Raw genomic sequence first — 21796 nt, 5'->3', positions numbered from 1 at the left:
TTAAGCGGCTTCGAGGACTTCGGTCAGCCACTGATTGGTGACTTCAACGCGGAAATTCGGGTTTTCGGCAGGCGGCACGTCGGTAAAACGGATGTTCCAGTACACCTTGCCCTGCTCCAGCTGGCTGGCAGTGTTCAACTCGGTGTCCGCGTAGACCTCGAAATTGATGATCGCCCCTTGGTTTTTCAGATCGCGCATAAAGGCTTGCAGGCCTTCTGTCACGTCCTTGACGTAGGTTTTGGTGATCGAGCGGTCGACTGCCCACTTGTGCCCTGCCTGGATTGCATCCATGACGATGTCGAGCGTGCGGACCCGAGTCACGAATGCCCACTTCGCATCACTGGACAACGTGCGGTTGCCCCACAAGCGATAGCCGTCGTCGCGGATGATCGTCGCGATATTGGCGTTGTTCAGCAGGTTGGCCCGGCACGTCGCGTCACCGGCCAGGTACTCGACAGGCCTGGTAGTGCCGGTGATGCCGACAAAGTCCTTGTTCGACGGCGATGCCCAGAAACCGTACTCCGTGTCAGTCCAGGCAAAGAGGCCCGCGACCCAAGCAGACGCAGGGGCATCAACGGTCTCGCTGGCCGTGGTGTCCCAGTACTGAACGCCGGGATCACACATGAAGATGCGTTTACTGCCGAAGTTTTTCGCGTAGGCCATCGCCGCTTCATCGGTCGTACCTGGCCCGTCAACAATAGCGATGGCGCGCAACTTGGCAGCCAAACCATCCATCGCGGTGGCCACGGCGAGCGTGGCCGAATGCTTGGGCGCGATCAGCAGTCGCGGCTGTGCGTTGAACAGGCTCTTGCCGTCAATCAGCGCTTGCAGACCTGTACGCTTACCGGACGCGAGCACACCGCCAATGACGGCAGAGGTCAGTTCAGCGGCGGTCGAACCTGCAGCAACGCCACACCCCACGATAACGGCCTTGGCCCGCGTAAAGATCGCCTGGCACGCCTTGGTAATCGGCGCATCTGCGCCCCAAGCTGCAATGGCTTCGCGTTCACTGGTGATCATTTTCAGCTCGTTGACGGCTGCCAACTGAACGACCTCAGGCGAGGTACTCGGGGTGAAAACGTCGCACAGTCCGATGATCGAGGACGACGGCAGCGAGATGGTGCGTGCCCCGGTGTCGACGGTCGTCATGGTGATGCCGTGAAAGAAACTCATAGAGCCAATCTCCAGATATGAAAAAGCCCCGCATAGCGAGGCCCAGGGGAAAACAGAACAGAAGCGAAAACGCCCTAGGTCACGGGGCGTTCAGGGAGGACAGCGGCGCAGCGCCGGTTCCTATTTGGTTGGCCAGCTCGATGACTGGACTTGCTCGACGATCACAGCCTGTCGAATACGCTCCTCAAGCGCTGCTTTGCGCGTGAGCGCGGCATTGCGCGCATTCAACGAATCATTACCCACCGCCTGCACTTGTGCAGCCGTGTGCATGCGGTAAGCGCCTGCACCCTTTGCGTCGACGCACCAGACTGGCGTTTCCCAGCTGTCGGCCGGGGCCGACAGCGAGGACAGCACGGCGGCCATCAAATTGGACTGATCAGTCGCTTGCGATGGATAGGTGTGAGGCTCGCCCAGAGCGCTGCTGATAAAACCACCGACGATGGCAGCAGCGCATGCGCTGCTAATCTCGACCAGCTTGTTGGCCTTGATTTGATCGAGATTGACCGGCACAACAGGCAGGGTGCTGCTCAGCACATGGTTTTCATCCACCCAGCGTGGTTCATTTGCGTTCGCTTCCCATGCGTCCAGGGAGAGAGGCACCAACAGATCAGCGTCAGGCAGGATGCAATCTAGAGCCTCGGTATCAAACCAGCCGATCACCTCGCGGGTGATCGGGTCGAAGTATGCGTAACGCATTAATTAATACTCCAGAATCAGAATGCCAGGAAGTCCGGGACTCCCAGCGCCACCATTAGCAGTGCCGCCAGCGGTGCCATACCCCGCACCGCCGCCACCGCCGCCACCGCCAAAACCACTCCCGGTACGACCGACACCTCCACCACCCGCACCGGCACGACCTCGACCACCGGCCGTACCGAACGGGCCAGGACCACCAGAGCCGCCGTCACCACCCAGGTACTGCCCACGGGCATCGGTTCCGTCAGATCCACCACCACCCCCCAAGCTGGCCGCAGAACCACCAGCGCCGGTGGTAATGTCACCACCTGCCCCACCGCCACCTGCCGCGAGCCCCAGCAAAGTGCCAAAACGCGTGACCCCACCGGCTCCACCATTTTTCCCGGCCGCGCCACTTGCCGCCGTCGCACCCGCCGCACCGCCCGCGCCGATAGTGATCGCGTAGACAGTTCCCGGCACGACAGTGATCGCTTCCGCAAGTACAAACTGACCGGCGTTTCCACCACCGCCGCCTCCCGCCCCCTGCTGCGATAGCCCGCCACCGCTGCCACCACCGCCGCCACCAGCGCTTCCAGACACCCAGATCGTCGTTACCCCATCTGGGCAAGTCCAATTCCCATTTGCGGTAAAGCGAACTATCGATTTCAGCCGGCTCATTTCCGAACGCAGAAACTCGGTGTTTACGATCTGTTTGGACGCATCCCCCGGTGCAGGTGTGGGAGCGGTCGGAGTCCCGATAAATGCAGGGCTTTCGACGCGGGCCAGTTGCATCATGGAACAGCGATTTACTGCCCAGTACGAGGTCCCGCTTGACGCCAGTTCGATCATTTCAAACGGCCCCAGCACCAACGTCAGACCGCTTACGCCCGTGAGGATATTTCCAGTCGGAACGGTCAGCGTGATAGATGCGTTCCCGGCGCTGTTTCGGAACAGGAACGTGGTGCCATCCGGCACGCTGGCCGCCGCAGGGAGCGCGACAACGGCATTGGGCGACGTGATGTTGAACCAGCATCCGTTTTGCGCTGGGCTAACCGAATAGGTAGAAGCCGACACCCCAACACCCACACCGATAAACTTTCGCGCCCAGCTGCGCACAAAATCTTGCGTTACCAGCTGATTGCCCGCCGTATTCGTTTCCGGCGTAGGACCTTTCGGCGTGCCTTTGAAAACAGGCGAGTCCGCCGTTAACAGCTCGGTGAACACTGGCCCGTTACCACCCACCGCAGCGGATGCAGTCCAGGTTTTGCCATTGGAGAAATCGGTGAAAATACCGGTGTAGCCGTTGGAGTTATCCCGACGACCCGTAATGCACCACATGCCATAACCCGGCGACCCACCGCCCGAATCCAGCGGGACCGTTACGCCATTCAGCTTGCTTGCACCAACGTTGATATAGCCGCTCCAGCCGCCCGGCTTGGCCCAATCGCTGTTTGACGTAAGCACCAGCGCCACCGTTGCGAGCGTGCCGATGTTGTAGGTGCCGAGGACATTCCACAGCGCCGACATCGTGGCGATTCTGTTACTGCTGTCGACCACCGACGGCGTGGGGGCCGTGGGTGCTCCGGTCAGCACAGGTGAATCTGTCGGCGCAAACTCGCGCCAAGTGGTCCAGCCACCGGCCGCCTGCGTGCGCCAAAACAGGCTCGGGTAGCCGCCCGCCCCTGCCAAGGCTGCAAAAATCTGTAGTGCGCCGCCGTTGTTGTACCGCGCGCAAATCAAGGTCGCATTGGCAGTCGCCGGGATGTTTACGCCGGTTGAAGCCATGCGGAACATCCCGCTTAACGGGGCATCGTTTGCATCCTGCACGAGCGGTGCAGAATCAGTTCCGATCCCAAACAGCGCCAGCAAACCACGAGTGAAACCTGTGGTTGAAATACTAGTGTCGTTGTCGGTCAGCGCGGGAGTAGGAGCCCTTGGATCACCCGTAAACACCGGGCTGGCAATGGGGGCCCTTAACGCCAGGGCGTTCATCATCGTGGTCGAGAAATTGGCATCGTTGCCCAGCGCGGCCGCAATCTCGTTGATCTGGTTCAGCGTCTCTGGCGCAGCCCCTACCAGGACAGTAAACAGCTGCTGAACAAACGCGGTTGTAGCCAACTGCTCGTTGTTGGACGACGCGGCTGGAGTGGGTGCTTTCGGCGTGCCTGTCAGCACCGGGCTTGCCAGGTTCGCCTTGGCAGCCAGCGCGCTATCGACCTGCGTTTTGGTGTAGACATCCGTCAAGCCATAGCCAGCAACGGTCGTCGGATTGCTGGCCGCCACCACACGACCATATTTGTCGACGGTGACACTACGATACGTGCCCGCCTCCACGCCCGTGCGCCCCCAAGCCATCTCAAAGGCCAACGGGGTGACACCCAGAGAGATAGTACCGTCCGTGATCAACTGCCAGCCGCTATCACCATTGACGCTGCCTTGCTCGACGTGAACCAGCAGGCCCGACGTAACACGCGGGTCAATGTCCGCATCAGCAGCCCGAGCCCAAGCGCCCGCCGCTGTCACCCAAATGCCGTTTTCACGGGCGGCGGTCTGCTTGACCACCAGCACGCGCTTGCCGGAGGGCACTGCCACTCCGTCGATGGTCTGCAGGCCGCTCAACGCGATGTTGGTCGTGGTGGCCACCAGAACGGAATGCTTGAAGTCCTGCCGCGCCAGTTCACTGATTACAAACTCGCGTGTTGCCAACACCACACTGGGATCAATTTTCAGTTCGACATTGGCCGAGTTGCTGACGATCAGGTTCATCCGCACAACCTGCGTGCGGCCAGAGCCTTGCGCCAGCAATGGCTTGAACGACGGCGCGCAGTTGGCAATCGCCACCAGATCACCGTCAGCATCGTACAAGCCGATTTCACGAATCCACTTTCCACCGACCTCGGCAGGAATGACCTGCTCAGCGACGATAATCGCCGGGTTGGCCGGGTCTTGGGTAAGCTGATTCAAGGGCGCTCGACGCCATTCGTTGATCAGCGCTTTTTGGCTGGCGTCCGGCTGCGGGTCCGCGCCGTTGGCATCCCCTACGCCCATCTGGGTAATCTTCCAGCCAATGCCCAGAGCATCGGCATTGGCCTGTTTGGCGACGCCGATATTGGTCAGGATGGCGTAAAACTGCGAATTTTGATCGATCATGAATACACATCCAGGGTGTCGATAGTTTCTTCACGTCCGCCACGACCGATAACACCCGAGACGACAATGTCTCGCTGTTGCGGTGGGTAAACGTCGATGATGTCGCCTTCTTGCACAGAGGCGCTCAGATAGGTGCTGCCGGTGGTTTCCAGACTGATGGCAAGGCCGATCAAGTGGCGGGAAACAGGCTTGGCGTCATCGATCAGCGCCGTCAGCTCTTCGTACATCTGCTCCGTGATGCCGGTGTCCAGTACGCCTACTTTCAGCTGGAACGTGCCGGGCTCGCCCAGCGGGTTGAGCTGCCACCACTCCACGATGTCGATCAGATAGCCCAAAGGCTCGACCACCCGACGCAACGCGCCGATGGTGCCCTTGTGCGCGTGGACATAGAACGAAGCCTTGACGGCATTACGCTTGACCGGCTCCGACCACTTCTCATCCCAACGGTCGACGGACCATGACGAAGCCAGGTGCGGCAGCAGTTCCACCGGACAGGTGTCCGGGTTGTAAAGTGTGCGCAAGGGCACGGGCGTGGTATCGACTATCGCAGCCTCAATGGCACGCTCAAGCTGCGTGCTGCTGTTGGGCAATAGACTCTTCATGTCAGTCACCCTTGGTCAGCGTGAAGCCCTTGCAATAGGCGGCCTGTGCCTTGCTGGGCAGAATGTCCGCCCAGTCACCCAGATCCACGCGACGAACGCCTGCGATGTGCAGCTGGGCGTCGATAGCCGAGCGAGCCACCTCAACCCCCAAGCGCCGCCGAGGATTGACCCAGGCCTTCAAGCGCGCTTCACACTGAGCCAGAATGGTCTCGTTCTCCGAGCCAGTACCGACCATATGCACCACCGCGTTGATGGTGTAAGGCAGGATTTCAGCGCTCTGCACTATCAACCGATCACCCAGCGGACGAATGTTCTCGTCGCTCAGGTAGTCGCGCACCTCGTCAAGCAATGACTGGGGGGCAATGCCGGTCTCACTCAAAGCCAGGACCGTGACGACCACCGTCGAGGGTGACGGGCTTTCGGCCGTGGCGTCAGCAACCAAACCCGACGAGTTCCGGGCATGCAGGATGTAGCTGTTACGCGGACCTGCAGTAGTCAGCCCCTCATAGACCAACTGGATACGCTCGCGCAGCGCGTCGTCCTCTTCCTTCACCTCAGCCGTTGGGGGAAAGGTCGTCAGGTCTTCGGCCTGAATCACCAGGCGTTTGAGGTTGACGTTGAAGGCCAGCTGATCCAGGTCAGATTTACGGGCGTAAGCCAGCAACAAGGCCTTGCACCCATCGTTGACACGGGCGCGATTGCCGAGCTTGTTGTAAGCACCCAGTTCAATCAGTTTCGTGACGGGATCGCTCTCAAGCGCAGCATTCCAGTTGTTACCCATCCAGTCCCGGAAAATGCCCAGTGCTTCCTCATAGGTGGTTTCAACGTCCAACGGTTCCAGCACTTGCGGCGCAGGCAGCGCCGACAGATCCACCGCACTCATGCTGTGACCTCCAACGTGAAGCTATCGCCCTGATACGTACCTTTCAAAGCGAACGTGACTTGCCCATCAATCACCGATATAGCGCGCACGGACTCGAGCCTCACCCGCGGTTCCCATCGCCCGATGGCTCGGCTGACCTCGGCTTGCACGGCGCTGCGCCAACCGGCCGTGACCGGTAAATCAACGAACCGGGCCAGCTTGCTGCCGTACTCGGGACGGATCCTGCGACTGCCTTCTGGCGTGGTCAGAATGTCCGCAATGGACTGACGCAGGTGATCGAGGCCCGACAAGGGCAAGCCCGTCTCGCGGTCCATTCCGATCATCGTGATTACTCCAGCGGCTCAAACTCTTCATGCGCTTTCAGGTAGGCCAGCGCGTCGGCATCGGAGGAATTCACCGAGGCAACGCCCTGTGCCACGTCGACCAGGCCGCCATTGGGCAGCACCACAGTTCGGGAAGTGAATACCGTGTCACGGAAGCCGATCTGTGCAGGTTCCGATGCAAGCGACGACGCACGCGGAGCGACGGTGATAACGAGATCCGTAGACGCCGACTCGGTTTTGGTTTTGCTCATGCTTTTCTCCAGACGCAAAAAACCCGCATAGCGCGGGGATGGTCAAACAATGGGATCAATGCTTGTGGTGATTGCTGTTGCCCAGGGTGTCGAGGATCGTACCCATACCGGTCACGTTGCCGGTGACCAGCAACGACCCGTCGATTTTCACGTTGCCCGTGAGGTTGATCGAGGGCGATTGAACGGTTGCGGAATCATCCGTCACGACCACCGTCGAAGCGCCGACCTTCACCGTCACAGTGCCCGTAGGCAGGCTGATCGTGTAGGTATGGGCCTGCCAGTCGTAGACCAGAGAACCGCCATCGTCGAAGCGCCATACCTCTACGTGGTCGCGGTTATCGGGCGGCGCACCTGCATTGCCGTAAAGCCCAGGAACGAATGTGCCTTGCGCAGGATCTCCGCTGGGGCTGATGAGGGCACCCTGCTCGCCCAGCGTTGGGACCCGCCAATGGCGCGCCTTGCCCGCTGCCTGGCTATGCCAACGGACCCAGGCACTGGTCCAGCCAGCGCCATCGGTCACGCGGACCATCGCGGCACCGAGATCAACGGCCTCTACGCGGCAGGGAATGATGAGCGCCGCCAGCATTCGGTCATGCGCTGCGCTCGCGTAGCTCATTCAGCTCCTCCGCAGATCGATAGAACTCTTCATTACCTGGCCCGATATCAGGGCTGAAACCCCAGACCAAGCTGCCAGGCGGTTGATCGGGCCACGGCCACTCCTCGTCGCCCAGATAAATGCCCTGCGTCCACTCGATCAGCCAGACCGCGTACCCATCCAGTTCGGGACGGGACCAGTCCTGAGCGGCCCGGATAAACTCAGCTTCGTTGACAGGCAGACCCCAAGTCTGTCCGCGCAACAACACCGCCAGTTGGGTCGCGGCAAATGCCGCTTGCTTCTGGCACTCGTCACGCTCTGAACCGACAATGACACGAGCTTCGAACCGTGCGATGAATGCGGACTCGCCAGTGCCTTGATCAATACCGGGCTCAAACTCCGATACTTCCAACAGCACTGCTGGCACAGCTATCTGTTGCAGCATGTCGGGCATGGTGCCGACATACTCCAGCCCGCCAATCGCGTCGCGGATATGGTGCTCAATCGCTGCATAGAGCTGATCAAGGCTGAAAGCTTCGTCAGACACGGGCTGTTCCTCTCAGATACTTCTGCAGTTCGAAGTTGAATTCCTGCTTGAGGATCTCAATCAAACGCGCATCGGCACGTTTGACCCACTCATCAAAATGCGGCCGCGCCCCTTCGAGCGAGACCTTGGCCTTAGCGAGGGGGAAGCGGCTGCCATTCTCTTCAATGAAACCCGACCGGCGTTTTCCCTGACGAGTTTGCTCGTAATCGCTTGCATCAAAATGCTTGCTCGCCGTGCGGATCCATATGTCGGGACTACCGCCATACACCGTCTTCAAAAAAGCACCTTGATACCGGCGACCCGCGACCGATACACCTGTACGGCTCTGCCGAGCCCGTCCAATTCGGCTGGCCGAGATCGCATCTAAGCCCATCCAGAGTTTTCCGCGCATCGCGCCAGCAGTGACCGGGTAGGCACGCAGACGCTGACGCACTGCGGTCACAGCGATGCGCTCTTGCCGGCCGATGGCCCTGGCGATATGCGTACGCAACCAACGAAGCGTCTTGTTGATGGCACGCCGCTGGGCCGCTGCCGCCGCTTTGGGAACCGCCGCCGCAAAGTCCTTGAAGGCATCAAGATCCCCCGCAGAAGGCTGCAGGGTGATCATCCCGTCCTTGGCCGACTGCTTGTAGAAACTGCCTATGCTCATCGCTTTAGCCTCAGGATAAGAGACACCCAGCCTGTACCGTCTGGCTCCAGGCCAACCAGGTCATACCGACCACCCCCGTCCTGCTCAGGCAGGTCAATGGAGACGATCTGACCAATCGCAACCGCAGTAGCGTCATGAACGCGTATCGTGAAGTGCGGTTCCCTGATGCCGGTGTTGATGCGTCCGAGCTTGGGTTGCAGCCACGGGATTGAAAGAAACCCTGCGATATCGCGTCCGTCGACGGTTGCGATATCGCCCAGAGATTCAAGGATCTGGGCGTCCATGTCCTCAGCCAGTTCTCGAAAGCTCATGTTCAGTCACCGTCGGCTTCGTCAGCAGCTTCGTCACGGCTTGCTGCCTGGGACTGGATAGCCTCTTGCGCACGAGGGTCCGTGCTCAAGGCGATACGCCCTTCTGCAACCAGCGCATCCTCCATCTCTTTGCTGGCCGGGGTATATGGGCTGCCTCTGAGGATAACGTTGCGCCCCTCCTGAATGCAGCCGTCCACCACGATATAGCCGGGCTTCTTGGCCATCTCACACCACCTTGGCGTAGATGAATGCGTCCGGCTCCAGCAAACCCGCGAGTGCCGCGCTCTGAAGCTTCAACCAGCGAGCGCTCGGCTCCTGGGTCGTCCAGCTCTTGGGGAAGCGCGCCGCTTCGACCAGCCCGCTCTCGATGGCTTCCAGGTCCTGAATCGCACCGTAAAGCATGGCGTTACGCGTGGACGTCGCGCCCAGAATCAGGCCGCCCGCTGGGATCATGGGTTGCTCATCCCCTTCGTCATCCAGATACCACTCGTCATAGCCGTAAAGGTCGACGCCCGGATCGTTCAGGTAGCCGAGATACGTGACGCCGTCCGGCAGCTCTTCCGGCTTGATCAGGCCCATGTCGACGCGGCGAGTGTTCAGCTGCTTGATGACCGTCAGATTGGACTGGAATGCATCAAGCGCCTCACCACTGAGCGCAGCGGTATTGGCAGTGCGGCCAGAGTCTTTGGCGATCTTGCGTTTCCAAGCGCGCAGGTTGCCAATCGGGTCCGAGTCGTCGCTGCCCCACTGGCCGGTGCCCAGCGTGATCTTGTGATCATTCGCCATGAGAAAATCGATGGTGTCATCAACGCCGTCGCCCAGCACGCGGACCTTGCCGGTGGTCAGTGCCTGGGCACACATCCACTCCTCGCGACGAATGATCTCGTCATCCAGATCGCGCAGATCCTTGCCCAGCATCTGGCCTGCCCGCTCCAACGGCGATCGGCTGGAAAAAGGGTTGTCCCCTGCCGAGCGTTTGAGGACCAGCTCAGCGGTCGTTTCACGCTTGGGCTGGATGTACGGCGGCGCGTAGGAGTCAGTCCGGTATCCGTCACGAAGTGAAATGCTGCCGGGCAGGCGCGGATGAACAAACGGCGCCATTTTACGCTGGCCTTTGACGATATCAATGTCCACCGTTTTGGTGGGGAACGTCACGGGGCTGCCGCCATTGAAGAACGTGTTCAGCAGAAAACGTCGCGCCGTGGGCATCTGCTCGACGGCTTCAAGCATGGTACGGGTGTCAAAAATATCCATCAGAAGCTCCGGTTAACGAATGAACAGGCACAGCGGCCGCAGGGCTGCTTTTGCTTTGGCGAGTGACAGGCCTTCGCCCAACATGAGCTCAGAGCCCAGCACCTCGCCGGTGAGAAGGATCGATGCTGGAAAAGCACCACCGGTGGTATCCACGTCTTGATCAAGCACAGCCCTGGGGGCCTGAGAGCCGTTGTCGGCAGCGGCGGCGCAGAGCACGTACTCGCCAGAGGCATCGACCTGACCGAGCACCGCGCCGCGCTTGAGTTTCTGGCCTGCCGCAATGATTCCGGTCTCAATCACCACAGGGAATGCACCTGCGGAGAGATGACTGGGGACGTAGGTCTGACGGGTTGGATTACTCATGATGTTCTCCTGATCAGCGACGCGAAGCGCCCGCGACAATGGCTCCGACTACGGCTTTGCGCTCACCCTGAGCGTTGCCATCGGCGGGTGTAGAAGTCGACGCACGGGTGCTGTCGGCCTTAATGGCGCTCAACGAAATGCCACGGTCCTGGGCAGCCTTGAACAACTGCAAAGCAGTTGCCTCGACCGAGGCCCCGGAATCGATGGCCGTCGTGATCTCGGCCTCAAAGCCCTTACTGGCCAGACCGTTGATGCCCTTGATGCGCTCACGCTCAGCGGTGACCGCCTGCGTGCTGGCTTGCGTACGTGCAGTCTCCAGTTCGGACTGGCTGGCCTGGGCAATTTCGATGGTGTTTGGGTCGGTGCCAGCGGCCAGTGCTTCGCGCAGCTGAGCGGTGGAGTTGACGGTGGTCATAGTGAATGTCCTCGGTTGTGTCGCGGCCGGTTTGGCCAGTTCGGTAATTAGTCCTTCCAGAGAGCCCAGGCGGTGAGCAAGGCCCGATTCAACGGCTGCGGCACCTACCCGCAAGCCGCCAAAATCTCCCATTGCAGGAACAGCGTCGGATGCCACGCCAAGGTTGCGGGCGACCTTGGCCACAAACACCTCGCCCATCGCGTCCACGGTTTCACCGACCTTGGCGCGCCCCTCTTCGGTGGCCATGTCCAGCCGTTTGTTGGGAGCGTTGCGACTGACGATCTGGTAACGCTTGCGGCCGCTGCTGGCCTCACCCTCGACCACGGCTTCCACCACAACGCCGATGCTGCCGAGCAACGCCGTCTCGTCGATGACAATCTCGCTGGCCGCAGAAGCCAGCCAGTAAGCAGCGCTGGCCCCCGTTCCACCGACGTAGGCGACAATGCGCTTACGCGCACGTCCCGCATGGATCTGGTCAGCCAGCTCGTTGATGCCCGCCGCCACTCCGCCAGGGCTGTCGATGTTGAGGATGATGGACTTGATGCTTGGGTCATCCAGTGCCGACTGCAGGTCGGTGGCCAGTACCTGGGTGCTGGTCGCGCCACTTATCTCGGTAAACAGATTGGCGTAGCGAAAAACCGGACCGACCACCGGGATGATGGCGACGCCGTTGCGAACGCTGACCGTGCGGCTGTTCTCCAGCCGAATACCGGTTTTGCTCTCCAACGCACCCGGATCGCCCATGCGGTCGGCAATGGTCAGCAGGTTATCCAGGGCGTCAGGCAGCATTAGCCAAGGCTGCGATGCAGCCAGCTCCAATGCGCGGGGCATGGTTATTCCTCGTTGGGTGGTGTGGGTGGGTCAGCGATGACGCCGCCTTTGGGCAACATGTGCAGGTTGTCGGAGCGTCGTTGCTCAACTTCGCGAACACGCTGGCGGTAGACCTGCTGCCAGGGCTCGCCCGTCATCGCGGCCGTTTCGAGGGTTTCGTTGCTGACCCCGATTTCGATTCGCTTACCGGCTGCATTGGCCTCTTTGAGCTCATCGATAGCGCCTCGCGCCGGCCCGATCCAGATCCCCTGACAGTAGGCCTTACGCTTTGCAGGGTCCGCGTAACCCGGCAGGTGGATCAGCCCTCTCGCCACGGCCTCATCAATGATCAATTCACGGCTGGGCTGACAGAAGTCACAGGCCAGCCACCAGCGCCGAACGCTGTAGAACCGCCACGCCTGCAGCATCGCAGCGCGAGCCGCGCTGTAACTGCTGCTGTAATGCAGAAGCAACTCCTCCATCGGTTGTTCCAGCGCCGCGCCGATCTCTTTCACGACCGCCGTGAAGAAGGGGTCGAACTGGGCATTGGGTCGAGCCGGATTGGCAACCACCGGCTCCTCGCCCATTCCCAGGTCGACAATCGCACCCTCCCCCAATGCCAGCTCACCATCGTCGGTGGTATCACCACCCGCGCCCTCGTTACCCATGGCGGACATGGGCAAGTTGGAGACGTTGAAGTCGTTGTTCTTTTTGATGAACACCGTGAACATCGCGGAGATAACCGCTGCCATCAACTCGGCACTGCTGTAGCGCTCCAACTTCTGCAGCGGTTCCAGCACCGGAGCCAGGTAGGGAGCGCCTCGCTTCTGGCCAGGCCTTTCCTTGTCCGACATGACATGCATGACCCGACGTCTACCGGTCACATCACCGAACGCAGGCAGGCGCTCCCACGCAAGGCTCTGCCCTGCCAGAAACTCATTGGGATAGCCATTGCAGACGTGATACGCCAAGGGGGCTCCCAACCGGTCAAACTCGACACCTTCAACCATGTTTACGCGGTCCATGCCCCCGTCGGGATTGCAGACACGATCCGATTCAATCAACTGCAAACGGGTGCTGAAGATGCACCCCGGACGCTCATCGTCGGGGCTGGCTATCAGGACGTCGCCGCAGACCATGGCCGATATGAGTACCAGCGCCTGCAGTTGATAGTGATTGAGCGTGGCTTCGGCATCACACTCGCGAGGGTCATCGGCGTACAGCGACCAGATTCTGTCCAGTTGAGCATTCAGTTGCTCGGCCTGCTTCTCGTCGATGCCGACAGCGACATGATCGATCTGTGCACGGCAGACCAGGCCGGTACCGACCACATTGGTGCGCAAACGGGTGATAGCCGCCCGAGCGATCAGATGGTTGCGCATGGCATCACGCGACCGGGCCACCAGCATGCGACGCTCGCTGTGGTGCAGGTCGCGCCGGGCACTGCCCAATCCCGGAATCCAGCCCGCCATGCTGCGCAACACACGGGATGCGCCCCGCCAGCGGGTTTCGACTCCGCCACCGCCCCCCTGCGCTTTAGCAGGCTGCCCTTCAGATACCGACTTGGCGAGCTTGAGTGCCTCACGCATCAACAACTCGGCAGGGTCTTTGCGGAAAAAACCCATAATCAGATCACCATGTAGGAGATACGATTTCGTCCCCTACCCTGCAGCGACGCCTGTTCCAGCGCGACCTCTTTAGCGTATTGCTGTTCAAGCAAGCGCAGGCTGTCGAGCTCGGCACGATAGATCTCGCGATCCGCTCTTTTGAGACGCTGACCTTTTTTAAGGACGTCAGAGATCGCCGCCCGTACTTGCTCCAGGCGCATTTGTGCGTCAGTCATGATTGAACCTCTAGTAGCCTGCACGGCTGCGCGTACCACGACCGCGAGCATTCGCTTTACGTGGCACAGGAGTGACGGCCTGCTCGGTGTTGAAAAGAGTGGGTTGCAGCAGTTGTTGCTCCAACTGATCCCACTCATGTTCGCGTAACAGATGGGTCTTCAAGCTTCTGGCCGCATGCAGTGCATACACTTCGCAGTCCAGCGCTTCGTTACGGCGGCCCGCCTTCTTCTGCCACACCATCTTGCTGGGGTTGCGCGCGTGCGGAGCCAGCACTTCATTGGTGAGCTGCTCGTAGTAGTCCGAGCGGATCTCGCTGTACCAGTGCATTCGCCCCGGCCCTGCGCCGGTGAGTCGAAGACGTCCGTCGATCAGCGTCTTGGCCTTGTGGGTTCCGACGATGTAGACGCGCAGGCCATATTTCGAGGCCTTGGTGTTGTCCTGAGACGAGTCAACCGACGGGGACGGCCGGGTAAAGATTTCCTTATCACGGCTGTCAATCGATGCACCTTTGATCGCCATGATGTTGTAACGCTGCCGATCCCGAACGTACCCGTAGACCGCGTCGCTGGTGTTGCCGTCCGAGCTGTCGATACTCACGGCGGAAATGACCAACTGCGCGCCGCCCTCTGTCGCCACCGGCTTGGCGATTAGTCGATCCAGCTCCTGCCAGACGGCGTCATGCGGATCGATAGGATTACCGTACAACTCGCCCCAGTAAAGTCGCCACGATTCTTCACCCCGGCCCCAGCCGATGACGACCAGCGCCAGCCGGTCCCCCTGAACGTCGACGCCCACCGTGATCAGCAGCACCCCGTTGGGTGCCGTCAGCTCTGCGTAAGGCTCAGCCCGCTTTTCCAGTTCATCCGTTTTGGGTGCATCGCTTTTGTATTCGTAACTCTCCCCCTTGGAGCTGTTGACGAAGGCGATCATCGGTCCGATGTTCCCGTGGGACGCGGCGTGCTCGGCCTGAAGCTTTTTCTCCATCAGCGCCTGGAAGCGCGATCCCCAGAAAGTGGCGTAGAGCTCGTTGAGAATGTAACCGGCGATGCCTCTAAACTCGGCCGTCGCGACCCAACGGCCGTGCTTGAGGTTTGCGTTTTTCTGGTTGTCATCCCACGAACAGCCGCAATGCGGGCAAGCGTAATACGCATGCTCGGGCCGTTTCTTGCCATACACCTCGTGGTGATAATCCGGGTCGTCGGCGCAGAACAGATTGTCGAAGCTCAACGCATGCGACTGGCCACATTCGTGGCAAGGCACGAGCCCTTCGCGCTTGTCCGAGATCTCCAGCTCCGCATCAATGGCCGACAGCCCCTTGATGGTCGGGGTGCCGCCGATGATGATTTTCGAGCGGCGAAACGTCTTCAAGCGTTCCTTGGCCAGCTTGATGCTGTCCCCCTGCCCCCGCAGGTTGAGGTTGCAGTCATCAGGCTCCTCGACAGCGACTCTCGGAACAGGCGTGGACTTCACGCTTGCCGGACTGTTGGAGCCCACCATTTTCAGAAAGCCGCCCGGAAAACGCTTGAAGTCCTGGCGTTGCTGCAGCTTGCGACTGCGTAGATCGACCTTCTTGCGAAGCCTGGGCGTCGCCTCAATCATGGGCTCAAGCTTCTCGCCCACATACTGCTTGGCCGCTTCTGCTTTGGGAAACAGCACAAGGATCGGAGAAGGATCGATGTCGATCCACTTGCCCAAGGCGTTACCCAGCACACCCGATGTCCAGGCCACCTGAGCAGACTTGCGCCCTACGACTTCTGTAACGTTCGGGTCGTCAAGCGCCTCAAGCGGGCCGCCCGGCCAGATCAGATGCGGAGTCACATCGAACCGGTATTTACCCGGCCGAGCCGCCTCCTCCGCAGACAACCAGCGATACTTGTCTGCCCATTCGATGATGCTCATGCGCGGCGGTGGAGCCCACTTCAAACAGGCCTTGCGCAGCGACTCACTCGCCGTCTTCCTCAACGCCCTCCGGGTATGGCGATTCGTCAGAATCTCCAGCTGAGTCAGCATCATCGTCATATTCAGATAGCCTTCTCAGGATCGCTTCAATGGGCTCACGAATCAGTAGATCGTCCACCTCTATGCCATACCGGGCTGATAGCTCAGCGGCGAGCACGTCTGGAAATGTATTAAGCAGTTCGACCTTGGCCGACATGATCATGGCCTCGAAGCGCTGGATCATGTCGGAGGCGATCACCACCTCCCCAAGTTCCTTGGCCAGCGCCAGCTCTTCACGGTTGGCCCGAACCCGATCAAGCCTGTCACGGGACGACTCTTTCTTGCCGTTGAGCGAGGCCTGCTGCATCAGCCACTGGACCACCGCTTCCGTGTCGTACTGGTTTTCGTTGCCACGACCCAGACCAAACTCAACCACCGGCATGCCGTCGTGTTGCCACCGAGTCAGGGTGCGTTCGTCCCGGCCAACGATCTCACTCAAGTCGGCCTTGCTGACTTTCCTGCCCATACACAACCCTTTAGAAAGACGGACATCCCTGCAAAAAACTCAGCTGCACAAGAACCGCGAGTCCACGTACCCGTGTAGGGAGCCCACCTCGGGGAGGACCCAAACAGCAGGGGCCAGCGGGTGCGGTGGGCGCCGACTCAACCACTGAAACCGCCGCCTATCGCCCACGACTCAAGCCTGAGGGCCATTTGCCGAAAAAACTCCTAACTGCGAGACATTCACCACCTCTGACGAGCGAAGTGCGAAAAATGAATGATTTGGAAAAGCAGCTTAGTGGATACATGCAGATCGCTGACATGCTCATGAGGATGAAAGAGACCGGTTTGGTTGAAGACCCTACTGTCGTAGCCCAACTCAAAGAGCTTCGAGTCGCCATGGCAGAGCTAAACGCGATGACAGATCGACTGCAACAAGCAGTAGATCTGCATAAAGCCGCGACTCGACGCTCGCCCCCTCGTTTGTACTTGGTGAAGCGTTCACCGGACACGTCATCTGGCATTGATAAATAACTCTAAAGCTTGGCAACAGGGCTTCACTTACTTTGACTGCGCAGTATCTGGGCATCAATCTGGTCTGCGCAGTTGTCGAGCAGCATGATGGCCTGATCCTTGAGCTCCCACACGTCACCGTTCGAACGAAGATCCGCTTCATCGGCGTTGATGCGTTCGCAAGGAATCAGCTCAGGGGGTTCGATTCGAACCGCTGACGTTTTTGTGACCACCACCGGCTTTGCCGCGCAGGCCATCAGGCAAAGGCTGAGAAGCCCAATCACGAACGGGCTTGCTGTTGCGCTTGAGGTCTTCAAATTCTTTCCTCGCCTGTTTGGCTTTGTTTTCGCTGGCCTTGATCCGTTGATTCAAGTCCTTCAGATAGGCAGCGTTACGTTGGGCCTCGGCGCGCAACGTGGTGATGGTGGCCTCGCTTTCGACGTTGGCGTCGAGTGCTTTCTTCTTGGCCGTTGCTTCCACTTCCACCTCGCCGCGCAATGCGACGACCCGGTACTGCTGAATGCCGACGAGCAGTACACCCACCAGCGCGATGATGATTGCAGCGGCGATAGCCTTCATAGGGAATCCACCTTCCGGCCTATGAAACGGGCCACCAATTCGCGAATGGCCGTAACGCCAAGAAAGCCAATCGTTCCGCCTGCAGCTACCGATAAGCTGGGCGGCCAAGTCATCCACTCAATCAGGCTGGACGCGACCAGACTCAACGAACCGCAGATCAGCGCTTCGAATAAGATCCGGCGCTTACTGGTTTCTTTGGCGTCGTAGAGGATGCGCAGTAGAGAAACGACGATGGCCATGATCATGCCCTGCCACAGTGGATTTGAAATGGCCGCCACGATCCTGGCCCACGTATCTGGTTTGTCGGGCATGGTGCGCATCCGGTTACCCCCTTAGGGGTGAGCTGAAAAACAAAAAACCCGGCGCATTGGCCGGGTTTGATTGTTAGTGCGTTAGCCGCTATGCGGTCGCACCTATCGAAGATGACTACTTTTTACAGGTGGATTCCGGTGGCAGCAAGCCAGTATTAACGCCACCGACGAATATGTAGGCAACACAGCACCAACGCCCCGGCAATGTAGACGAATACACTCAATCGGCTATTCGCTTTTTTGCCCCTGTCCCACTGTCCCACTAGGCTAGAGACAGGTGGGACGCTTGAAGCCCCCCGAAAACAATGCGTTGTCCCACTGTCCTACCTTTATTGTTATTTCTCCGTGTAAAGAGAGAGTATTTAAGCGCACGCTGACGCGCGCATAGCGCGTGATGGTGCCCGCTACGCTACATGTGGGAATGCTGGTTAAAGGTGGGACAGTGGGACGGAGCAAGGCAGACGGGGCTGTAACCCGTCCCACCACGTAGATAGGCAGTGGGACGAGGTAGGACAAGCGGGAACTGGCGAGAGCCCTCAAGCAGCCTTACCCCACAGCAGCCCCTGAATGCTCAGGTGTGCTTGATGCAGCCGGTCATAGTAGGTCTGCCGACTGCAGCCGCAGTGGGTGATTTTTTGATGCAGGAAACTGTCGCTGTTGCAGTAATGCTCACGCACGACCAACGCCAGCTCGGGTGCCAGGTGCTTGTTGACGATCAGCTCAATGTCGGCAGACTCATCCAGCAGCACACGGCTGCCCCGCGTGCCGCGTATCAGCTCGCCCTTGCACTCCATCAGCATGGCGATCATGTTCCCACCCGAAGCGGTTCCACCCTGCGAAGGCGAATGCAGGTCTTCAGCCCAGAGTTTCAACATCTCATCAATTCGTTTAATCATCGAAACAAGGCTCATCAAACTTCTCGACAGCCAGATCTGACGCCCGGCCCCAGTTCGCGGGCTTTTTGTATACCCACTGTCGCAAACCGCTCTTCGAGAGCACCGATGACCGCGCCCGCTTCCACCCTAGGCGGTGCATGATTGCGCCAACGCGCATCTGCTCTGGCTTGCCCCAGTGCCCAGCATCAAGCTTCAGCGCTGTGCCCAACAGCTCGTTACCGCTAGTGGTTTCACCGATCTGCGACTCTTCCAGCCAGTTCAGAATCAGCCCTTCCCACTCGTCGACCACGAAGCGCTCGTCCTGTGCCTCGGCGAACATGGAGGACTCGTCGCGATTGACCCACCATATCTCGCCTGCCTGGAAGCAAAACATCGCCTCAGCCCATAACTGATCACGCATGTCTCGCAGTTGCTCAAGTTCGACCTTCGTACACGCAACAGGCCAGTAGCGTCGGTTGCCGGTCGCGTCCTTCAGATATTCTTCTTGGTTGGTCGTACCCACGAAAACACACTGGCGCGGCACGTCGTTTGTTCTACGGCCATAGCTTTCTCGGTAGGTGTCTGTCGAAGCAGAGAAGAACTGCTTGGCCTTGGTACTCTCGGCCTTGTTGAAGCTGTCCAGCTCACCCAGCTCGACAATCCACTTGCCACGAATGGCCTGAAAGCCATCCTTGTCGCCGAGCGCAAAGGGGGTGTCCATGAACCAGTCGCCCCCGAGGATGCTCATGGCGGTTGACTTACCAGCGCCCTGTGCGCCTTCAAGAATCAACACCGAGTCAGCCTTACAGCCAGGCCGCATTACCCTTGCGACCGCCGAGATCATCCACCGCTTGCCGACCTTTTTGACGTATTCAGAGGGTTCGACCCCCATAACATCTATGAGCCATTGCTCCAGTCGCGGCACTTGGTCCCACTCAAGTTTTTGCAGGTACTCACGCACTGGGTGGAACGCATGGTCGTGGGCAACAATGCTCACCGCCTCGATGACGCTGGATGCCTTGACTCGAAGGTTGTAGACCTGGGCCAGCCACTTCATGACTCGCATATCATCGATATCAGCCCAGTCGCCGGTGCCACCGCCGTAAGGCGCGGCCCGCAACTTGACGATCTTGGAGCTGAATGCACTGAAGCTGATCACTCCGGCCCAGCGTTCGTCGTTACCGAGTATCAGTTCTATGTTCTGCATGTGAGCGATGAGCGCGCCGTTCTCACTGCGTGCCAGCTGGTCTTTCCAACCACCTGCCGCTGGGGGCCTGACGACCGCTAACACCTGACGGCGGACGGCCTCTAAACCCTCGGCGACATGCAGATCGTTGAAGTCAGTCCATTTGTCATGACGCTCAACCGAGAAGATGGGCGCAACCACCTGACCACCAACGATCAGGGCGGTGTTGGTAGCCTTTTCCTCGCCTGGATTCCAAGGCTGTCCATTCGGGCGCTTGGTCTTCCAGTCATCGTCGCGGCAGATGATGATTGGTCGACCAGGGAGACGGTCTCGCATCAGCTTGGCGACCGCGAGCAGGTTGCCTGCATCAAAAGCAATGGCCACCCCATATGAAGTCGCCATGTGCAGGCTAGCGCCCGTGGCATACCCCTCACAGATCAGTAACGGCTCACCCGGCTCAGGCTCGGGGCCGATCAAATGAAACGCGCCCTCCTTTGACATGCCGTAGGGCCAGTAGGATTTGTCACGCCCCGTATCCTGTTGCTTTTCCGGGTAGATCACTTGCAGGCCGACTATCTGATCACGGGCGTTGCTCATCGGAACCAGTACAGCACCTGAACGCGGCGCGTAGCGAACACGAAACCCGACGATCTGCTTGCGATCCAGGTAAGCGCTTTTGCCTTTATCAGGCATGCGTTTGAACATTCCCGCCGCCCGACTGGCCGCACGACGGGCAGCATTAGCGGCGACCTCAGCTGCGCGGCGCTTTGCGTCCTCCTGACGAACGCGCATGACCTCACGCTCTTCAGGCGACATTCGTCCCGGTTTCACCTTGATCTTCCGCGTCTCACCCGAACGCCAGTCGCCAAAACTACCGAAGATCAGCGACTCGTTCTTTTCGGTCCGATGCTCGTGAATGACGTACCAACCGTTCTTTTCCTTTCCCTTGTCTTGGGATGTCTTGCAACGGGTCAACTTGCCGAACACCAACGGCTGAGCAGGCTCAAGGCCATAGTCAGCGAATTGCCCTAACACCTCATCAAGCATGACGGGCCTCACGGAATTCCAGCAGGGATTGGCAGGTCAGGCATTGCGTGCAGCCGGGCAAAGCAATACGTCGTGCCTCGGGAATGGCCTCTTCACAGGTTTCGCAAAAAAGAAACGAGTGAAGCGCGAGTGCAGGTCTGGTCGCAAGCCGAGCAGCGAGGGCTTGGTCTATACGCTCTTGCACCAGGTCATTAGCGAAGTCGGCAATGTCAGCCATGATCAGTACCCCGCGTCGTCTGATTGACGTAGGAGGCGCGGTTGAACAACCCGAGCAAGCCTTGAATGCTGCGAAACACCTGCAGACGGATCTCAGCCAGTTCCTGATCGCTCACAACACCGTCGCCGATACTCTTAGCCCACGTCTCGGCAAGGTTCGCGACCTGATGGAAGTATTCTGCGATGCCCGTGGTCAACGTCTCCGGCATGTCGTTGGTATAAGCCTCTGCCAACTCCTGCCAAGTCGTATCACCAACCAAGGCATGCACTGCGTCCAGAATGCGGCGATCCTTGGTGAGCTCCAGGATCTCCCCGAATTCCTGAATGTTGACTGTGTGGCTTGGGTGAGTCGGCGAAAGCTTATGTTGCAGGGTGGTGGGGTTTCTGCCGGTGGTGACGGCAATTGCAGCAGCGCCGCCAGGGTAGTCCCTTGCAGCATGGTAAAGGGCCAGGTCGAGCGGCAGGATCTCCCGCTGCGCCCGTTCAACACAACTCAGAGCAATTCGGCTCATGGCATTAATCCTTGAAAGTTGCCAGTGCCGCGCAGCATGTAGTGGTGATACATTTGCCGCGTGGCTTGAAAGGGTCCACACGCCGGTCTCACCGGCACCGTGCCGAGGCAAACGATCCGTCGTTCGCCTCTGGCGCAACAGCTGCCCGCTCTGTGGTGGAAGAGGCAGCAACTCAAGGCATCCGTGCCTTGAAAAACGCGATGAAGACTGACGGATTGCATGTGGTGTGCCCGTCAACCTTGATCGCGGCCCTGCTCCGCTGTGGTGGCGGTT

27 protein-coding genes are annotated in these 21796 nt (G+C 59.5%); 1 reads left to right on the top strand and 26 read right to left on the bottom strand.

The window, feature by feature from the left end; all coding sequences use genetic code 11:
* From KBY08_RS16155 to KBY08_RS16065, 19 genes are all read right to left on the bottom strand, one after another.
* Complete coding sequence (locus KBY08_RS16155) at window positions 1-1173, bottom strand: phage tail sheath family protein (protein ID WP_225651200.1); 1173 nt, start codon at window positions 1171-1173, stop codon at window positions 1-3.
* Window positions 1174-1293: 120 nt separating this feature from the next.
* Window positions 1294-1869 carry a hypothetical protein gene (locus tag KBY08_RS16150; protein ID WP_225651199.1) on the bottom strand — a complete coding sequence of 192 codons (576 nt, stop codon included), beginning with the start codon at window positions 1867-1869 and terminating at the stop codon, window positions 1294-1296.
* A 3-nt stretch (window positions 1870-1872) separates the two neighbouring features.
* Window positions 1873-4998: a phage tail protein gene (locus KBY08_RS26505; protein WP_318654642.1), complete on the bottom strand. Its 3126-nt coding sequence runs from the start codon at window positions 4996-4998 to the stop codon at window positions 1873-1875.
* Entirely contained in the window at window positions 4995-5600 is a 606-nt protein-coding gene (locus tag KBY08_RS16140) for a phage tail protein I (RefSeq protein ID WP_225651198.1), read from the bottom strand. Before KBY08_RS16140 ends, KBY08_RS26505 begins: the two co-directional genes overlap by 4 nt.
* A gap of 1 nt (window position 5601) precedes the next feature.
* The gene (locus KBY08_RS16135) at window positions 5602-6483 is read right to left on the bottom strand and encodes a baseplate J/gp47 family protein (protein ID WP_225651197.1); all 882 of its coding nucleotides are present in this window, start codon (window positions 6481-6483) and stop codon (window positions 5602-5604) included.
* Entirely contained in the window at window positions 6480-6806 is a 327-nt protein-coding gene (locus KBY08_RS16130) for a GPW/gp25 family protein (RefSeq protein ID WP_024683894.1), read from the bottom strand. The genes KBY08_RS16135 and KBY08_RS16130 overlap by 4 nt, the downstream gene beginning before the upstream one ends.
* Window positions 6807-6811: 5 nt before the next feature.
* Window positions 6812-7057, bottom strand: a complete 246-nt coding sequence (locus KBY08_RS16125; protein WP_225651196.1) for a hypothetical protein — start codon at window positions 7055-7057, stop codon at window positions 6812-6814.
* 55 nt (window positions 7058-7112) lie between these two features.
* Window positions 7113-7673 carry a phage baseplate assembly protein V gene (locus KBY08_RS16120; protein ID WP_046235077.1) on the bottom strand — a complete coding sequence of 187 codons (561 nt, stop codon included), beginning with the start codon at window positions 7671-7673 and terminating at the stop codon, window positions 7113-7115.
* Window positions 7648-8199, bottom strand: a complete 552-nt coding sequence (locus tag KBY08_RS16115; RefSeq protein WP_024692790.1) for a hypothetical protein — start codon at window positions 8197-8199, stop codon at window positions 7648-7650. The genes KBY08_RS16120 and KBY08_RS16115 overlap by 26 nt, the downstream gene beginning before the upstream one ends.
* Window positions 8192-8848, bottom strand: a complete 657-nt coding sequence (locus KBY08_RS16110; protein WP_225651195.1) for a phage tail protein — start codon at window positions 8846-8848, stop codon at window positions 8192-8194. Before KBY08_RS16110 ends, KBY08_RS16115 begins: the two co-directional genes overlap by 8 nt.
* Window positions 8845-9159, bottom strand: a complete 315-nt coding sequence (locus KBY08_RS16105; RefSeq protein ID WP_010425610.1) for a hypothetical protein — start codon at window positions 9157-9159, stop codon at window positions 8845-8847. The genes KBY08_RS16110 and KBY08_RS16105 overlap by 4 nt, the downstream gene beginning before the upstream one ends.
* Before the next feature lie 2 nt (window positions 9160-9161).
* The gene (locus tag KBY08_RS16100; protein ID WP_225651194.1) at window positions 9162-9383 is read right to left on the bottom strand and encodes a hypothetical protein; all 222 of its coding nucleotides are present in this window, start codon (window positions 9381-9383) and stop codon (window positions 9162-9164) included.
* Window position 9384: 1 nt separating this feature from the next.
* A complete protein-coding gene (locus KBY08_RS16095) occupies window positions 9385-10413 on the bottom strand; it encodes a major capsid protein (protein ID WP_005619096.1) in 1029 nt (342 codons plus the stop codon).
* A gap of 12 nt (window positions 10414-10425) precedes the next feature.
* Window positions 10426-10776, bottom strand: a complete 351-nt coding sequence (locus KBY08_RS16090; protein WP_225651193.1) for a head decoration protein — start codon at window positions 10774-10776, stop codon at window positions 10426-10428.
* Window positions 10777-10789: 13 nt separating this feature from the next.
* Window positions 10790-12022 (bottom strand): S49 family peptidase, encoded by a 1233-nt coding sequence (locus tag KBY08_RS16085; RefSeq protein WP_225651192.1) that lies wholly within the window; start codon window positions 12020-12022, stop codon window positions 10790-10792.
* A gap of 2 nt (window positions 12023-12024) precedes the next feature.
* Window positions 12025-13626 (bottom strand): phage portal protein, encoded by a 1602-nt coding sequence (locus tag KBY08_RS16080; protein ID WP_225651191.1) that lies wholly within the window; start codon window positions 13624-13626, stop codon window positions 12025-12027.
* 2 nt (window positions 13627-13628) lie between these two features.
* Entirely contained in the window at window positions 13629-13844 is a 216-nt protein-coding gene (locus KBY08_RS16075; RefSeq protein WP_004663043.1) for a hypothetical protein, read from the bottom strand.
* A gap of 10 nt (window positions 13845-13854) precedes the next feature.
* On the bottom strand, window positions 13855-15744 hold the full coding sequence (locus tag KBY08_RS16070; protein ID WP_225651190.1) for a phage terminase large subunit family protein: 1890 nt from the start codon (window positions 15742-15744) through the stop codon (window positions 13855-13857).
* A gap of 43 nt (window positions 15745-15787) precedes the next feature.
* On the bottom strand, window positions 15788-16309 hold the full coding sequence (locus tag KBY08_RS16065; RefSeq protein WP_225651189.1) for a terminase small subunit: 522 nt from the start codon (window positions 16307-16309) through the stop codon (window positions 15788-15790).
* Between the two features lie 248 nt (window positions 16310-16557).
* Between KBY08_RS16065 and KBY08_RS16060 the strand changes: the two genes are divergently transcribed.
* On the top strand, window positions 16558-16818 hold the full coding sequence (locus tag KBY08_RS16060) for a hypothetical protein (protein ID WP_225651188.1): 261 nt from the start codon (window positions 16558-16560) through the stop codon (window positions 16816-16818).
* 23 nt (window positions 16819-16841) lie between these two features.
* Here KBY08_RS16060 and KBY08_RS16055 read toward each other — a convergent pair whose 3' ends face one another.
* The 7 genes from KBY08_RS16055 to KBY08_RS16025 all read right to left on the bottom strand — a co-directional run bounded on the left by KBY08_RS16055 (window position 16842) and on the right by KBY08_RS16025 (window position 21523).
* Entirely contained in the window at window positions 16842-17054 is a 213-nt protein-coding gene (locus KBY08_RS16055) for a hypothetical protein (RefSeq protein ID WP_263870087.1), read from the bottom strand.
* Window positions 16990-17376: a hypothetical protein gene (locus KBY08_RS16050; protein WP_055009304.1), complete on the bottom strand. Its 387-nt coding sequence runs from the start codon at window positions 17374-17376 to the stop codon at window positions 16990-16992. The genes KBY08_RS16055 and KBY08_RS16050 overlap by 65 nt, the downstream gene beginning before the upstream one ends.
* Window positions 17373-17696, bottom strand: a complete 324-nt coding sequence (locus KBY08_RS16045; RefSeq protein ID WP_003377395.1) for a phage holin, lambda family — start codon at window positions 17694-17696, stop codon at window positions 17373-17375. Before KBY08_RS16045 ends, KBY08_RS16050 begins: the two co-directional genes overlap by 4 nt.
* Before the next feature lie 527 nt (window positions 17697-18223).
* On the bottom strand, window positions 18224-18583 hold the full coding sequence (locus tag KBY08_RS16040; protein ID WP_096114998.1) for a hypothetical protein: 360 nt from the start codon (window positions 18581-18583) through the stop codon (window positions 18224-18226).
* Window positions 18576-20795, bottom strand: coding sequence for a VapE domain-containing protein (locus KBY08_RS16035; protein WP_225651186.1), 2220 nt, complete (start codon window positions 20793-20795; stop codon window positions 18576-18578). Before KBY08_RS16035 ends, KBY08_RS16040 begins: the two co-directional genes overlap by 8 nt.
* On the bottom strand, window positions 20788-21012 hold the full coding sequence (locus KBY08_RS16030; RefSeq protein WP_225651185.1) for a TraR/DksA family transcriptional regulator: 225 nt from the start codon (window positions 21010-21012) through the stop codon (window positions 20788-20790). Before KBY08_RS16030 ends, KBY08_RS16035 begins: the two co-directional genes overlap by 8 nt.
* Window positions 21005-21523, bottom strand: a complete 519-nt coding sequence (locus tag KBY08_RS16025) for a phage regulatory CII family protein (RefSeq protein WP_004881083.1) — start codon at window positions 21521-21523, stop codon at window positions 21005-21007. The genes KBY08_RS16030 and KBY08_RS16025 overlap by 8 nt, the downstream gene beginning before the upstream one ends.
* Window positions 21524-21796: the final 273 nt, after the last annotated feature.

The organism is Pseudomonas sp. P135 (assembly GCF_020312125.1).
Taxonomy (GTDB): domain Bacteria; phylum Pseudomonadota; class Gammaproteobacteria; order Pseudomonadales; family Pseudomonadaceae; genus Aquipseudomonas; species Aquipseudomonas fragariae.
Note: the sequence above shows the minus strand (reverse complement) of the source record. Positions and strands in the feature narration are given on the sequence as shown.

Excerpts from the sequence above, each read along its gene's own strand:
- KBY08_RS16075 (WP_004663043.1), bottom strand. The coding sequence starts at position 13,844 with ATGACTGACGCACAAATGCGCCTGGAGCAAGTACGGGCGGCGATCTCT.
- KBY08_RS16150 (WP_225651199.1), bottom strand. The coding sequence starts at position 1,869 with ATGCGTTACGCATACTTCGACCCGATCACCCGCGAGGTGATCGGCTGG.
- KBY08_RS16090 (WP_225651193.1), bottom strand. The coding sequence starts at position 10,776 with ATGAGTAATCCAACCCGTCAGACCTACGTCCCCAGTCATCTCTCCGCA.
- KBY08_RS16105 (WP_010425610.1), bottom strand. The coding sequence starts at position 9,159 with ATGAGCTTTCGAGAACTGGCTGAGGACATGGACGCCCAGATCCTTGAA.
- KBY08_RS16025 (WP_004881083.1), bottom strand. The coding sequence starts at position 21,523 with ATGAGCCGAATTGCTCTGAGTTGTGTTGAACGGGCGCAGCGGGAGATC.
- KBY08_RS16120 (WP_046235077.1), bottom strand. The coding sequence starts at position 7,673 with ATGAGCTACGCGAGCGCAGCGCATGACCGAATGCTGGCGGCGCTCATC.
- KBY08_RS16130 (WP_024683894.1), bottom strand. The coding sequence starts at position 6,806 with ATGATCGGAATGGACCGCGAGACGGGCTTGCCCTTGTCGGGCCTCGAT.
- KBY08_RS16095 (WP_005619096.1), bottom strand. The coding sequence starts at position 10,413 with ATGGATATTTTTGACACCCGTACCATGCTTGAAGCCGTCGAGCAGATG.
- KBY08_RS16030 (WP_225651185.1), bottom strand. The coding sequence starts at position 21,012 with ATGGCTGACATTGCCGACTTCGCTAATGACCTGGTGCAAGAGCGTATA.
- KBY08_RS16110 (WP_225651195.1), bottom strand. The coding sequence starts at position 8,848 with ATGAGCATAGGCAGTTTCTACAAGCAGTCGGCCAAGGACGGGATGATC.
- KBY08_RS16045 (WP_003377395.1), bottom strand. The coding sequence starts at position 17,696 with ATGCGCACCATGCCCGACAAACCAGATACGTGGGCCAGGATCGTGGCG.
- KBY08_RS16140 (WP_225651198.1), bottom strand. The coding sequence starts at position 5,600 with ATGAAGAGTCTATTGCCCAACAGCAGCACGCAGCTTGAGCGTGCCATT.
- KBY08_RS16040 (WP_096114998.1), bottom strand. The coding sequence starts at position 18,583 with ATGATTAAACGAATTGATGAGATGTTGAAACTCTGGGCTGAAGACCTG.
- KBY08_RS16055 (WP_263870087.1), bottom strand. The coding sequence starts at position 17,054 with ATGGCCTGCGCGGCAAAGCCGGTGGTGGTCACAAAAACGTCAGCGGTT.
- KBY08_RS16125 (WP_225651196.1), bottom strand. The coding sequence starts at position 7,057 with ATGAGCAAAACCAAAACCGAGTCGGCGTCTACGGATCTCGTTATCACC.
- KBY08_RS16050 (WP_055009304.1), bottom strand. The coding sequence starts at position 17,376 with ATGAAGGCTATCGCCGCTGCAATCATCATCGCGCTGGTGGGTGTACTG.
- KBY08_RS16065 (WP_225651189.1), bottom strand. The coding sequence starts at position 16,309 with ATGGGCAGGAAAGTCAGCAAGGCCGACTTGAGTGAGATCGTTGGCCGG.
- KBY08_RS16085 (WP_225651192.1), bottom strand. The coding sequence starts at position 12,022 with ATGCCCCGCGCATTGGAGCTGGCTGCATCGCAGCCTTGGCTAATGCTG.
- KBY08_RS26505 (WP_318654642.1), bottom strand. The coding sequence starts at position 4,998 with ATGATCGATCAAAATTCGCAGTTTTACGCCATCCTGACCAATATCGGC.
- KBY08_RS16060 (WP_225651188.1), top strand. The coding sequence starts at position 16,558 with ATGAATGATTTGGAAAAGCAGCTTAGTGGATACATGCAGATCGCTGAC.
- KBY08_RS16035 (WP_225651186.1), bottom strand. The coding sequence starts at position 20,795 with ATGCTTGATGAGGTGTTAGGGCAATTCGCTGACTATGGCCTTGAGCCT.
- KBY08_RS16100 (WP_225651194.1), bottom strand. The coding sequence starts at position 9,383 with ATGGCCAAGAAGCCCGGCTATATCGTGGTGGACGGCTGCATTCAGGAG.
- KBY08_RS16080 (WP_225651191.1), bottom strand. The coding sequence starts at position 13,626 with ATGGGTTTTTTCCGCAAAGACCCTGCCGAGTTGTTGATGCGTGAGGCA.
- KBY08_RS16155 (WP_225651200.1), bottom strand. The coding sequence starts at position 1,173 with ATGAGTTTCTTTCACGGCATCACCATGACGACCGTCGACACCGGGGCA.
- KBY08_RS16070 (WP_225651190.1), bottom strand. The coding sequence starts at position 15,744 with ATGAGCATCATCGAATGGGCAGACAAGTATCGCTGGTTGTCTGCGGAG.
- KBY08_RS16135 (WP_225651197.1), bottom strand. The coding sequence starts at position 6,483 with ATGAGTGCGGTGGATCTGTCGGCGCTGCCTGCGCCGCAAGTGCTGGAA.